Raw genomic sequence first — 13,075 nt, forward strand, 5'->3', positions numbered from 1 at the left:
GTTTTTTGTAACTTTGCATGCTATTGAGCCATCGTATTTTTTATATGCTATAAAATATCAAAAAAATTTCTAACTATGGGGATTCTATGAAATTCAAACTAACCTCGATTGGCTTAGCAGGACTATTACTGGCCATCACTCCTAATGTTTTTGGGCATGGCGGCGGACACCCTATTCGCTATATTGCTGAAAATGGCAAAGATGCAGGTGAATGTGGCAAACCAACGGCGCCATGTAAAACCATTGCTTATACCGTGAACAAGTCCAGTAAGGGCGATACTATCCGTATGTCATCAGGTAAGTACCATGCTAAAGACATGGATATTTTTTATCTCTTGAATGATATGGTCTCTATTTCAGGAGGGTACTCAGTCCTAGATCGGTTCCGCAAGCAATCTTCCAGTAATGTTACAACCATTGTTGGCTTACCCGCAGAGTACCGTGAGCGCCTAGCTGAAAAAGGTTTTAAATTATTATCTGATACTAAGGGTAATGACGAATATCGAATCAAACCCGAGTATGTGGAGCTTCTTGCTAAATATCAAAAAATTAACACCAGCTTTGAAAAGAATATTGATTGTAATGGCGGGATAGCTGGAGATTATCCTTGTGCTAACATTAACTTGCAATCTCACTTACCGCTTAATCAAATGAGCTCTACACCTTCTAGTGGTAATGATATTTGGGGTTATCGCGATCTTAATAATGGTAACGAATATGCGATAATGGGCCTTCTTAACGGTACTGTAGTAGTTAACGTTACCGATCCTACAGCTCCTAAAGAAGTTGGCACCATTTCGGGTGTAAGTAGCAGCTGGCGAGACGTCAAGGTTTATCAGTATTTCGATTCCTCTGAAAATAAATACAAAGCCTATGCGTATGTCACAACCGAAGGTAGAGGCGGCTTTCAAATTATCGATTTAACCAAAGCTCCCGATAGTATTTCTCTAGCCAACACTATTAATGTTTTTCAGACTGCACACAATGTATATTTAGGTAATATTGATTACTCAACCGGCTTGCCAGTCGATGGACAAAACGCTTATTTATATATCGCGGGGTCAAATAATGGTAACGGCTCTTATCGTATTTTCGATTTAACCAACCCGATTGAACCGTCATTAGTTACAACCCCTTCAACGACTGGTTACGTTCACGACGCTACTAATTTAACCATATCAGACAGTAGAACTAGTCAGTGCTCCGGCGGACATAACCCATGTGAATTGTTTATCGACTTTAATGAAACAAGCATGGATATTTGGGATACCACTAATAAATCAAGCCCAGTCAAACTTAGTGCAACTAGCTACGATGGCGTTCAATATACTCATTCAGGCTGGTTCTCTCAGGACAAAAATTATATTTTCATTCAAGATGAACTAGATGAGCAAAGAAATGGTATCAATACTACTTTATACGTCATGGATATTAGTGATTTAGAAAACCCGTCGATTGTAGGCTCTTATGTAGGACCTACTCGGGCAATTGATCATAATGGTTTCACTTTGGGTGATAAATATTACATGTCAAACTACAAACGTGGTTTAACTGTGTTAGATGTCAGCACGCCAACCAACCCTGTTGAGATTGGTTTTTTTGATACCTTTCCTGTACCAGCAGCCGATGATGCACAGTTTGATGGTGCCTGGGGCGCTTACCCTTATTTGCCCAGTGGCAACATTCTGGTGAGCGATATTTCAAATGGTTTATATATCTTAAAGGACAATTCTGGTACTAAATCTACTGATATCGGTCAGTTAGAATTTTTATTAGATTCAGCCACTTTTGATGAAGCTAACTCAAAAGTTACTGTCGCAGTTTCACGCTCTTCAGGTTCAAGAAATAACGTAAGCATACAATATGCCACACAAGGTCAAACAGCCACAGCAGGTGAAGATTTTACTGCGGCCAGCGGTGCTCTATTCTGGGAAAGTGGCGAGTCAGGGGTTAAATACATAGAAATTGAAATACTAGACGATACTGTGGAAGAGCCTAGAGAGTCGCTAGTAATTGTCCTTTCCAATGTTCAAGGTGGGGCCTCCTTAGATGTACCTACTTTTTCTATTAACATCAAAGAAAGTGATGGTGCAGTACAAGCTTTACCTGGAGAAGTAACGTTAACAGATACATCCTCTAGCGTTTTAGAATCGACAGCCACTAATACCATCACTGTATCTAGAACTGGAGGCTCTGATGGGGATGTTAGCGTAAACTACGCCACCCAAGATGATACCGCAATAGCCGGTCAAGATTATACCGCCGCAAATGGCACCTTAACTTGGGCTGACGGCGACAGTACAGATAAAACTATTGAGCTGTCTATAATTAACGATTCCTTAGAAGAACCTGAAGAACAGTTCAGCTTAGTTTTGTCTGATCCTCAAGGTGGAGCCTCAATAGGTAGTTCTATTTATACTTTAAGTATCATTGCTAACGATGAGTCTACCCCTCCTACAACACCGCCAGAAAGTGGTAGTGGTGGTGGCGGCGGTCCTATCTTGCCGCTGACAATAACCGGCTTACTTGGTTTGTTATGGTTACGCAGGAATAATCAGTAAAATTTAAAAGGCGCTTTAAGCGCCTTTTTTAATGCTTATAGTAACAATCACTCAATTTAAATTTTATATCTCTAAACATCCTAAATAATTTTCCTTATAATCTATAAAAACTTTTTAGGAATAAATCATGAGACCTAGCGGCCGCAGTAGCAACCAATTACGACCAGTCACCATTACTCGTAACTTCACCAAACATGCCGAAGGTTCGGTTTTAATTGAGTTTGGAGAAACTAAAGTCTTATGTAATGCCAGCGTTGAAGAGGGTGTACCCCGCTTTTTGAAAGGCAAAGGGCAAGGCTGGATCACAGCTGAATATGGCATGCTGCCTCGCTCTACTCACTCGCGCATGAGACGCGAAGCAAGCAGCGGAAAGCAAGGCGGGCGCACTTTAGAAATCCAGCGATTAATTGGGCGTTCTTTACGCGCGGCGGTTGATATGAGTCAATTAGGCGAAAACACCATCTACATTGATTGTGATGTGATCCAAGCCGACGGCGGAACTCGAACGGCATCTATTAGCGGTGCTTGTGTTGCGCTACATGATGCGCTAACTCATATGCGAAATAAAGGTATCCTAAAAACCAACCCTATGAAGCACTGGATCGGCGCCATTTCGGTAGGCATCTATAAAGGCACTCCTGTTTTAGATTTAGATTACCCTGAAGATTCTGAGGCCGAAACCGATATGAATATTGTGATGGATGAAAATGGTGGATTTATCGAACTGCAAGGAACCGCAGAAGCCGAGCCCTTTTCTGGCGATGAATTAATGGCATTATTGGATTTAGGTAAGCAAGGGATCAGAGAAATCTTTGATCTTCAGAAACAAGCTATTTCTAATTAAGCAATAACTGAAGGATGGGTTATCCACCACAACCCATCTTTTAATATATTATATGAATTGTAAATTAATATAGTTTAGTTCTAAACCTGATTTACACTTGTTCCAACTAAATTCAAGCAAAACTTTCTCTTCTTTAAATTGGTAATTTACCTCTACGCCATCATCAAAATGAGAGTATATTTCAGCATATAACGGTAAAATATCATTAGGCTTAATAGGTACTGCTAATTCATTAGTTTTAACGATGACATTATCCACATATATTTTTCCCTTACTATAGAACTCAGCAAACCTAACACTGATATTTTTAATAATAGAATTTTCTACATAATATGAAATATAGCCAGATTCATAATTGCCTTCCTTTTTATCTAAAGCTCCGCCTAGAGAAAACTTATTAATTGATAGTGTATCTAAATTCAACATTATTAGTCTCTCTTAGAATGCTTTACCTTCTCCAGAAATAAGGCGTAAACAATACTAACAAAGTGAAGATTTCTAAACGTCCTAACAACATGGCAAAGCTTAAGACATATTTAGATAAGTCGGAAAGCCCACTGTAGTTAAGCGCGACTTCTCCTAAACCAGGACCAAGATTATTCATACAGGCCGCTACTGCTGAGAATGCCGTGATCTGATCAAGTCCATCAGCAATCAAGATCAACATTAATATCACAAATAGGGCAACGTAAGTTGCAAAGAAACCCCATACCGATTGCACCACTCTGTCAGATACTGACTCTCTACCCAGCTTAATCAGAAAAACACCATTGGGATGAATCAATCGCTTAATCTCGCGAACACCTTGCTTGAATAGCAATAATACTCGAACAACTTTCATACCGCCTGCAGTTGATCCCGCACAACCACCAGCAAAACTGGCGAAGATTAATAATACCGGTAAGAAAATTGGCCACGTATGGAATTCAGTGGTCGCAAAACCGGTAGTCGTCGCAATCGAAATGGTATGGAAAATTCCGTTAACTACGGAATCACTAAAGTTGAACAACCCGTAACCCAGTAAAACAAAAATACAACACAATGAAATTAAACTTAGGAATAAAAGATAACCTTTAAACTCGGGATCTTTTAAATAAGGTTTGATACTCAATCGCTTAAAGGCAACAAAGTGCAACGCAAAGTTCACACCTGCTACTAACATAAAAAAGCTACAAATTAATTCAATCGCATTGGAGTCGAAATAACCAATGCTCGCATCGTGAGTAGAAAAGCCACCGATGGCGATAGTAGAAAAGCTGTGTGCAATGGCATCAAATGGCTCCATGCCTGCTAACCAATAAGCCAGCGCACAAGCAATGGTTAAGCCTAAATAGATATACCACAGGGCTTTTGCGGTTCCAGCAATTCTTGGAGTTAATTTATTGTCCTTCATTGGACCGGGAGTTTCCGCCCGATAAAGCTGCATACCACCGATTCCAAGCATCGGTAAAATGGCAACCGCTAAAACGATAATTCCCATACCGCCGAGCCATTGCAATTGTTGTCGATAAAACAAGATGGCATGCGGCAAATCATCGAGTCCACTGATGACCGTCGCTCCGGTCGTTGTCAGCCCGGAAAAAGATTCAAATACCGCATTAGCCAAAGACAGATTTAACCCATCAGTCAATAATAGAGGTACCGAACCAAACAGACTTAAGACAGTCCAGAATAAAACTACAATTAAAAAACCATCGCGGATTTTTAATTCGGCTCGACCTTTACGGTTGGCGAAGTAAAGTGAAAAGCCTGTAATCAGTGAGATAAAGAAAGTGGTGAAAAATGCTGTGCCACCGCCATCTTTATAAATATAAGAAACCACAATGGGCGGCATCATGGTCAAACTGAATATCATCAGTAATAAACCAAGAAAGCGGAAAATGGTGGTGAACTGCATCGAGTTTATACTCTAAAAATAAGTAACATTGACTTGGAACAGGCGTTCAACGTCATGGATATAGGCTTTATCCACCATGAATAAAATCACATGATCATATTCGCGAATAATGACATTATCATGGGCGATCAACACTTTGCCGTCTCGTACCAAAGCGCCGATAGTGGTTCCAGGTGGCAGTGGTACCTCGCTAATGGCTCTGCCGATCACCAGTGAGCTTTGTTCATTGCCACGAGCCACAGCCTCAATCGCTTCTGCAGCCCCGCGTCTTAACGAATAAACATTCGAGACTAATCCACGGCGAATATGCTTTAACAAACTACCAATAGTTACTTGCTGTGGTGAAATTGCAATATCAATTTCATGCCCTTGGATTAAATCCACGTAAGCAGGACGATTAATCAACACCATGGTTTTCTTAACGCCCATACGTTTAGCTAACATGGCAGACATAATATTGGCTTCATCATCGTTGGTTACTGCGACAAACAAATCAAAATCTTTGATGTTCTCATCATCCAACAAATCTTGATCTGAAATATCGCCATGCAACACTAAACTGTCTTGCAAAGTATCCGCTAAGTGCTGAACTCTCTGCGCATCGCGCTCAATAATTTTAACCTGCATATCTTTTTCAAGATTTAGTGCCAAGCCCTTACCAATGTTACCACCGCCAGCAATCATCACCCGCTCATAATCTTTTTCTAAACGCTGCAACTCACTCATCACAGCTCGAATATGTTTTTTATCTGCGAGGAAAAATACCTCGTCATCTGCTTCGATAATAGTGTGCCCTGTCGGCACAATTGGTTGACCGCGTCTAAATATTGCCGCAACTCGAGTATCCACATTAGGCAAGTGCTCGCGTAATTCAGATAAAGCATTGCCCACTAAAGGACCGCCATAATAAGCGCGAACTGCCACTAATCGAAGCGCTCCTTCTGCGAAATCTAAAACCTGAAAAGCACCTGGATTTTCAATTAAGCGTGTGACGTAATTGGTGACCAATTGTTCAGGACTAATAACCACATCTACTGGAATATGGTTGTCTTCAAATAAATTCGGGAACGAGTGATAATTTTGAGAACGGATACGAGCGATTTTTTTAGGTGTTTGAAACAGGGTATGAGCAATCTGACAAGCCATCATATTGACTTCATCACTGTTTGTCACAGCCACCAACATATCCGCATCATCAATACCTGCTTTATAGAGCACATTAGGATGAGCGCCGTGACCGACAATGGTTCTTAAGTCGAGATGATCTTGAATATCACGCAACCGCTTAGCATCGGTATCAATCAGCGTAATATCATTGTCTTCGCCTTCTAAATTCAGTGCCAGGCTCATTCCAACTTGCCCTGCACCTAAGATAATAATTTTCATATATTTATTTTTGGCTCGCTTTAGATAGTGCTTTCTTGCACGCCCCTATTTGGCCTATCCCTATATGCTAACCCTATAAGCCACTTATCTAAAGGATTTTTTCGTAAAATCGTCTATTTATCAAGCGCTTGTTTACTCAACAAACAATAGTAAAAACCATCCATTTGGTTCTGATTAGGTAGAATTTGCAGTCCTATTGGAGCGTTTGAAAGGCCATTTAAATCAACATCGGTAAAATCTGTACTCAAAAACTCAAGCTTTGCATCTTGGTGTTTTTGCATAAAAATTTCGATTTGCTGACTATTTTCTTGTTGCAAAATAGAGCAGGTAGCATAAAGCAGTTTGCCACTCGGTTTTAATGCGCCCCAAGCTGCTTCTAACATAGTCTGCTGAATAGTAACTAATTCATCAATATCCGATTCTCGGCGCAATAACTTTATATCTGGATGCCGACGGATCACTCCAGTAGCGCTGCATGGAACATCTAATAAAATTTGATCAAATTCTTCTTCCGTTTCATTTAGATACTCAATCACATCATAACAAATTACCTGCGCATCTAACTCTAGGCGCTCAAGATTTTCTTCAATCCGCTCACAACGACTATCGTCAATATCTATCGCCGTTAGTTCAAGAGCATTATTAGCAAACTCTAAAAGATGAGCCGTTTTTCCGCCGGGTGCTGAGCAAGCATCTAAAATCCCCATGCCCTTTTGCGGCTGCAAAATCCAAGCGGATAATTGTGCCGCCGCATCCTGCACCGAAATCCAGCCTTGTTCAAAATTGGGCAAGGTTGTCACATTGGTCGCTTGTTCCAATACTATCGCGCTTGGCACTAATTGATGCGCTTTAGCATTAAGCTCTTGTTCGGCTAATAATGCTAAATAATCATCGCGACTGGTTTTGCTTAAATTCACTCGCAAGGTTAATGGCGCTTGCTGATTTGTTGCTTGTAAAATTTGTGCGACCTTGCCCTTATGCTCTTTTCCGCGATAACTGAGTTTAATGGTATTAATTAACCAGTCTGGAATACTGTATTGAGTATCCCAATTTTTATCTAAGTTTTGATTAATGCTGTCTTGCTCTCTTAAAAAATTACGCAACACCGCATTAATTAATTTTTTTGCCCAAGGTTTTTTTAACTGCTCAGCAGCTGCGACAGTTTCCGCGATGGCAGCGTGGTCTGGAATTCGCGTGTATTGCAATTGATATAAACCAATCACCAATAGACATAAAATATCCGCGTCTTTATTACGCAAAGGTTTTTGCATCAACAAATTAGCTGCAGCACTTAAGCGAATAAAATAACGACAAGCATTTAAAACTAGCGACTTACACAAAGATAAGTCGTTAGGATTTTCAAACTCGATTTGCATTAGCAAATCATTTGCAGAGCGCCCATCAACAACAATTTGCGCCAACATCTTGGCGGCATGGGAACGAATTTGGCTATTATTCAGCGGCATTAAGCAATCAAACCAAATTGCTTACCAACGGCCAATAGTTCTTGTCGTGCTGGAGCATTAAGTAAATCTTTAACTGCCATCATTTTAGAACCAGCCATTTGCATGTGAGTTAGACGAAGTAACTTTTCTGAAGTGGCCACTAAAACTCCATCTTTATCCGAACGAATAATAGTGCCAGCGTTTTCATCGGTTATCATGTCCACTACTTCCGCTTTCCACACCCGGATCGTTTGTCCCTCGAGTTCGGTAGTACACACTGGCCAAGCATTAAAGGCTCGAATTTTTCGTTCAATATTCATTGCACTATCTTGCCAATTAATTTGCGCTTCTTGTTTATTCAACTTATGAGCATAGGTCGCTAGTGAGTCGTCTTGAATTTCTGGATGAATGTTTTCAGCAGCGATTTGCTCAATCGCTTTTGTTAGCAAACTAGCTCCTTGCTCAGCCAGTTTGTCATGTAAGCTTAAACCGGTTTCTTGTTCCGTTATCGGCGTCACCGCTTTTAATAACATAGGGCCTGTATCCAAACCCGCTTCCATTTGCATAATGGTAACCCCTGATTCAGCGTCGCCCGCTTCGATTGCTCGTTGGATCGGCGCTGCACCTCGCCAACGGGGTAATAAAGAACCATGCACATTAATGCAGCCCAGCTTGGGAATATCTAATACCGCTTGTGGCAACAATAAGCCATAGGCAACGACCACCATCAGATCTGCATCATAACTAGCAAGAATGTCTTTAGTTTCTTGTGCTTTAAAATTGACCGGCTGTTCAACTGGAATTGTGCTTTCAAGTGCCAAAGTTTTAACGGGGCTCATACTCATTTTTTTGCCCCGCCCTGATTGACGATCTGGCTGAGTATAAACCGCGACGACTTTATGTTCCGTAGATGTTGCGCAGTACTCTATTAGTGCTTGCAAACTGCTTGCAGCAAAATCAGGAGTGCCTGCAAAAATTATATTCAACGATAATTTCCTTGTTTAGGGGTTGAGCTTAGATTCTGAGTATGAACCTTCAGCAGATGTATTAAGCTCTTAGCTTTTTCTTTTGTTGTTTTTCTAGCATTGAGCGAATACGGCGCTGCTTTAGTGGCGACAAATAATCCACAAACACAATACCTTCGATGTGATCATGTTCATGCTGAATCGCAATCGCTAAAAATTCATCCGTATCAATCTCGAAAGGTTTGCCATGACGATCTAATGCCTGGATTTTAATACCCTTGGCACGTTCCACTTTAGTATAGATACCCGGAAAAGATAGACAGCCTTCTTCATTGGTCACCAAATCGCGTTTCTCAACAATTTTAGGATTAATAAAGACAAGTGGCTCAGACTTATCTTCGGACAAATCAATAATGAAAAGCCGTTTATGATAATCAACTTGGGTCGCAGCAAGGCCAATACCCGGCGCTGCATACATAGTCTCAAACATATCGTCAATTTGCTTTTGCAAGGCATCGCTGAACTCTTCAGGCAAAATTTCTTTTGCCTTAGTTTTCAGTCTTGGATCGGGATATTCTAAAATTTCTAAAATTGCCATTGAATTGGGTATAATAAAGCCAAATATTAATATCACTATGATAATAAAATGTGGGTCTAAAGACCATTGATTTCAATGGTTTCCCTTAATAATAGGTTTGTATCCTTTGAAAAAAGCACTCTTAGCGCTCAGTTTAATTTTAATCTTTGGCTTGATGTTCTATCTCACTAAGCCCAATAACAAAGATTTTATAGTTAGCAGCTATAATCATTCCGATACCACTGCAAGTGCTTCAATCACTAGCCCACCAGTAAATAGCATTAAACCCGTGACTATCGATACAGCCAGTTGCGATACTGATGAGCTATTTGCTGCTTTAGATCAACTCAAACAACAACGTAATGATTCTATAAAGGCTTTAATTTCCGCCGATTTAGAAGCAAAGCAGCTCAGTGATATGGTCAAAACACACCTACGCGACCATCAATTATCGCAAGAGATTTATACTCAAGAATTGCCCGTTATAGCTAATACAACTCCTGACCAAGAAAGTTTGAATCTATTTCGAAATCAAAGAGAGAAAATTGAAGATTTAATGATGTCTGCCTGGGCTGGTCAATCCGACGAATCGATTGATCAGTTTTTAAAAGGCGAATTAGCTCCATTGAATCCTGATTCTAAATTGCATAAACATTTTCTTATTAACTTGATTGCGATGAGTGGTGAAAAGCAAACCCTTGATGCTATTAATAAACTATTTACCGAAGATGGGCCTTTAGACCCAGAAGTTGCTCCCGCCATTATTACCGCAGTCGATGACCCTAAGTCCTTAAAGCAGTTTCTTGGAAGAGTAACTGACATTAATAAGCCCGTTAGTAATAATGGTTTTTTTATGAACTCCAATCGCACCAAACCATTATTGCAGACGGCTATGAATAATAAAAAGGTAGCAGCCGCTGAGATACTACTGGAATTAGGTGTTAAGCCCAGCACCGACAACAATCGTATTTCATTCAACTATTTTTTTCGCAACAACCCGGATGGCATTGGCTTGCTCAATAAGCTTTTAGATCGTGGCTACCAACCTATGAATGCTTCTTCTGCGGAAAACTTTGCTCATCAGCTGCAAGAACAACATCCAGATTTAGCAGCGAGAGTGACGGCAATTGGCGCTCAAATGAAACAGCAACAAGCCAATAATTTTGCTAATTTGCCGCAAGATTTCAAAGAAATTATCGATGAGTTTAAGGCGCAACATGTTCCTTTGAATAAGCAATATTTAGAGTGCATAGCTAATAACAGTAGTCGAAAGCCCGCAATCCCGCCTTATCAACCTATCGACACGGCCAAAATTGAAGCTGATATCGATCAAATGGTGATGCAGAAAATCCAATATGAGCAAATCATTGCTTCTCTGGCAGCCATTAACAAAGAAACCGTTGAACATGGTTATCGTTACTTAAGACGATTGCGCAACACTCAAAATGTCAGTCGTTCTGATATGCAGTCGATGACCCAAGAAGTTAGAACTTTAATTGGAATGATGCGTAAAGAGCAATGGACTGAAATGGTAGAGTTTCTGCAAAAAAGTCCTATTGACGCCAACTGGGAGATCACTCCAGCAACCATGGTTGGCGCCATGATTGATAAAAATGCTCCAGAATCCGCCATTATTCAAATGGTCCGAATTAGCGATAAAAGTGACGTTAAATTACTAAATCAATCCCTGCAAAAACCAGAGTTGCTAAAAAGGCTGGCTGGCTATGGTTTCAATTTGAATGCCACCGGCGTTTCTAATAAAAACCTTTTTTATCAAGTGGTTAGGAGAAACATGGAGAGCCATATTGATTTTTTAGTAGCACAAGGTGTCGCGCTAACTTCTGATCCCTATGGCTATGATGCACTGGATATGCTTTTAAGGAAGTCATACGTTTCTGAAAACCTCTATAAAAAGCTAAATGCCATTGGTTTTCCTTTAACCGAGCATCATTTGGACTATACGCTTTACTTAAAAACTTATTATCCGCAGCGCTATGAAAAAATAATCGCCGCATGGCCTGATCTAGAAGTTGAAGGCGAATGGAAGCCAAAAAGCTAATAGAGTGTGATTAAGTTGTAGTAATTTCGCAAGAAATGTTGATAAGATGATGATCCTAAAAGATTTTAATGGTAACTTTACTGTTAGTAAAATGCCCTAAATGGGATCTTGTGGCATTTCCTCTTGGCTTTTAATTGAGGTATAGTAAGGCGCAAGGGGAATATTAAATTCTAATAGACAGGAACCGAATAAAAGGAAAGTCATGAATAAATTACTAGTGTCTGTTGTTGCATCAGCAACATTATTAATGGGGGCCATGGTCAATTCAGCACAAGCCGCTGAGTTAAAGGCAGATCATCCGGATACCTACGTGGTCAAGAAAGGCGATACTTTATGGGATATTTCTGGTCGTTTCTTACAAAAGCCATGGCATTGGCCTGAAATCTGGCACGTTAATCCAGAAATTGGCAACCCGCATCTAATCTTCCCCGGGGACATTCTAAAATTAGTATATATCGATGGTAAGCCTTATTTGGTCAAAGCCTCAAACGGTACTATCAAATTACGCCCGCAAGCACGCATATTATCTGAGGGTGATGCCATTAACACGATTCCGCTGGATATGATTCGTCCTTACTTGATCGACGAAGTGGTGGTTGATGAAAGCACTTTTGATACGGCGCCATATGTAGTTGCACATGACGATGAAAGAGTCATTGCTGGCGGATTCGATGATCGTTTATATCTTCGTAACCTCAATACTGAAGCCGGTGCTTCTTATGGCGTTTACCGAAAAGGCAAAGTTTACCGAAGCCCTGGTTCTGAAGAAATTTTGGGAGTAGAAGCACGTTACCTTGCCAATGGCCATATTATGCGCACTGGCGATCCAGCCACCATGGACATAAAAAAATCACGTCTTGAAATTCTAGAAGGTGATGTAGCGCTTCCTAGAAATGAAGATCCATTACCACCTGTGTTCGCTCCGCGCGCTCCTAGTTTTGACGTCAAGGCCAACATCATTTCAGTTTATGGTGGCGTTAGCCAAATAGGACAATACAATATTGTAGTGCTGGATAAAGGTGCTCGCGAAGGTATTGAAACTGGTCATGTATTATCTATCTATCAAAAAGGTCGTGTAGTAGAGGACAAAATTGCTGCAAAACGCGGCGCTGAAGTCACTAGTATAACCTTGCCTGAAGAACGAGCTGGCGAATTAATGGTATTTAGAACTTTCGACAAAGTCAGTTTGGCATTAGTCATGAGCGCAACACGCCCTGTTCACTTAAACGATGTTGCAAAAAACCCTTACTAGTCGTTAGTTGTGATTAGAAAGTAATTTCTGACAAGCAATACAGAGATTACTCACAACAGAAACATCAACAAAGCGGAGCCAAATGGCTC

General features: G+C 40.5%; 10 protein-coding genes. 4 read left to right on the forward strand and 6 right to left on the reverse strand.

Annotated elements, in window-relative coordinates; all coding sequences use genetic code 11:
- Positions 1–86 precede the first annotated feature (86 nt).
- Positions 87–2,561, forward strand: a complete 2,475-nt coding sequence (locus tag GJS41_RS06660) for a choice-of-anchor B family protein (RefSeq protein ID WP_154246506.1) — start codon at positions 87–89, stop codon at positions 2,559–2,561.
- 127 nt (positions 2,562–2,688) lie between these two features.
- On the forward strand, positions 2,689–3,405 hold the full coding sequence (rph, locus tag GJS41_RS06665) for a ribonuclease PH (protein WP_154246507.1): 717 nt from the start codon (positions 2,689–2,691) through the stop codon (positions 3,403–3,405).
- Between the two features lie 48 nt (positions 3,406–3,453).
- On the opposite strand, the gene GJS41_RS06670 is transcribed toward rph, so the two are convergent.
- From GJS41_RS06670 to def, 6 genes are all read right to left on the reverse strand, one after another.
- On the reverse strand, positions 3,454–3,831 hold the full coding sequence (locus tag GJS41_RS06670; protein ID WP_154246508.1) for a hypothetical protein: 378 nt from the start codon (positions 3,829–3,831) through the stop codon (positions 3,454–3,456).
- A gap of 22 nt (positions 3,832–3,853) precedes the next feature.
- On the reverse strand, positions 3,854–5,302 hold the full coding sequence (locus GJS41_RS06675; RefSeq protein WP_154246509.1) for a TrkH family potassium uptake protein: 1,449 nt from the start codon (positions 5,300–5,302) through the stop codon (positions 3,854–3,856).
- A 12-nt stretch (positions 5,303–5,314) separates the two neighbouring features.
- Complete coding sequence (gene trkA / locus GJS41_RS06680; protein WP_154246510.1) at positions 5,315–6,688, reverse strand: Trk system potassium transporter TrkA; 1,374 nt, start codon at positions 6,686–6,688, stop codon at positions 5,315–5,317.
- A 113-nt stretch (positions 6,689–6,801) separates the two neighbouring features.
- Positions 6,802–8,154, reverse strand: coding sequence for a 16S rRNA (cytosine(967)-C(5))-methyltransferase RsmB (rsmB, locus tag GJS41_RS06685; RefSeq protein ID WP_154246511.1), 1,353 nt, complete (start codon positions 8,152–8,154; stop codon positions 6,802–6,804).
- The gene (fmt, locus tag GJS41_RS06690; RefSeq protein ID WP_154246512.1) at positions 8,154–9,119 is read right to left on the reverse strand and encodes a methionyl-tRNA formyltransferase; all 966 of its coding nucleotides are present in this window, start codon (positions 9,117–9,119) and stop codon (positions 8,154–8,156) included. The genes rsmB and fmt overlap by 1 nt, the downstream gene beginning before the upstream one ends.
- 61 nt (positions 9,120–9,180) lie before the next feature.
- Positions 9,181–9,696 (reverse strand): peptide deformylase, encoded by a 516-nt coding sequence (gene def, locus GJS41_RS06695; protein ID WP_154246513.1) that lies wholly within the window; start codon positions 9,694–9,696, stop codon positions 9,181–9,183.
- A 106-nt stretch (positions 9,697–9,802) separates the two neighbouring features.
- Here def and GJS41_RS06700 point away from each other — a divergent pair, with 106 nt between their 5' ends.
- Complete coding sequence (locus tag GJS41_RS06700) at positions 9,803–11,734, forward strand: hypothetical protein (RefSeq protein WP_154246514.1); 1,932 nt, start codon at positions 9,803–9,805, stop codon at positions 11,732–11,734.
- A gap of 202 nt (positions 11,735–11,936) precedes the next feature.
- Positions 11,937–12,986 carry a LysM peptidoglycan-binding domain-containing protein gene (locus GJS41_RS06705; protein WP_154246515.1) on the forward strand — a complete coding sequence of 350 codons (1,050 nt, stop codon included), beginning with the start codon at positions 11,937–11,939 and terminating at the stop codon, positions 12,984–12,986.
- Positions 12,987–13,075 lie beyond the last annotated feature (89 nt).

Origin of the sequence: Kangiella sp. HZ709, from assembly GCF_009674675.1 — a bacterium.
Taxonomy (GTDB): domain Bacteria; phylum Pseudomonadota; class Gammaproteobacteria; order Enterobacterales; family Kangiellaceae; genus Kangiella.

What these genes read in the sequence shown, in the direction of transcription:
- def (WP_154246513.1), bottom strand. Translation starts at nt 9,696, where the DNA reads ATGGCAATTTTAGAAATTTTAGAATATCCCGATCCAAGACTGAAAACT.
- GJS41_RS06675 (WP_154246509.1), bottom strand. Translation starts at nt 5,302, where the DNA reads ATGCAGTTCACCACCATTTTCCGCTTTCTTGGTTTATTACTGATGATA.
- GJS41_RS06660 (WP_154246506.1), top strand. Translation starts at nt 87, where the DNA reads ATGAAATTCAAACTAACCTCGATTGGCTTAGCAGGACTATTACTGGCC.
- trkA (WP_154246510.1), bottom strand. Translation starts at nt 6,688, where the DNA reads ATGAAAATTATTATCTTAGGTGCAGGGCAAGTTGGAATGAGCCTGGCA.
- GJS41_RS06670 (WP_154246508.1), bottom strand. Translation starts at nt 3,831, where the DNA reads ATGTTGAATTTAGATACACTATCAATTAATAAGTTTTCTCTAGGCGGA.
- rph (WP_154246507.1), top strand. Translation starts at nt 2,689, where the DNA reads ATGAGACCTAGCGGCCGCAGTAGCAACCAATTACGACCAGTCACCATT.
- rsmB (WP_154246511.1), bottom strand. Translation starts at nt 8,154, where the DNA reads ATGCCGCTGAATAATAGCCAAATTCGTTCCCATGCCGCCAAGATGTTG.
- GJS41_RS06705 (WP_154246515.1), top strand. Translation starts at nt 11,937, where the DNA reads ATGAATAAATTACTAGTGTCTGTTGTTGCATCAGCAACATTATTAATG.